This is a genomic window from Paraburkholderia sp. BR10937, assembly GCF_040965695.1.
Taxonomy (GTDB): domain Bacteria; phylum Pseudomonadota; class Gammaproteobacteria; order Burkholderiales; family Burkholderiaceae; genus Paraburkholderia.
The window spans coordinates 1-235 of sequence record NZ_JBFRCL010000289.1; the positions used below are offsets into that span (position 1 = coordinate 1).

The 235-nt window shown below is 54.5% G+C and carries 1 rRNA gene; it reads left to right on the forward strand.

Features of this window, described 5'->3' with window-relative positions:
* Positions 1-54 precede the first annotated feature (54 nt).
* Positions 55-235 (forward strand): 16S ribosomal RNA (locus AB4Y44_RS43025); the annotation flags it as partial.

Consider the following 235-nt stretch of genomic DNA (forward strand, 5'->3'; position numbering starts at 1 on the left):
CAGCTTTGAGTGAGCGACCGGTCTCGAGAGAGACCGAAAACAGTAACAGGTATTGAACTGAAGAGTTTGATCCTGGCTCAGATTGAACGCTGGCGGCATGCCTTACACATGCAAGTCGAACGGCAGCGCGGGAGCAATCCTGGCGGCGAGTGGCGAACGGGTGAGTAATACATCGGAACATGTCCAGTAGTGGGGGATAGCCCGGCGAAAGCCGGATTAATACCGCATACGATCT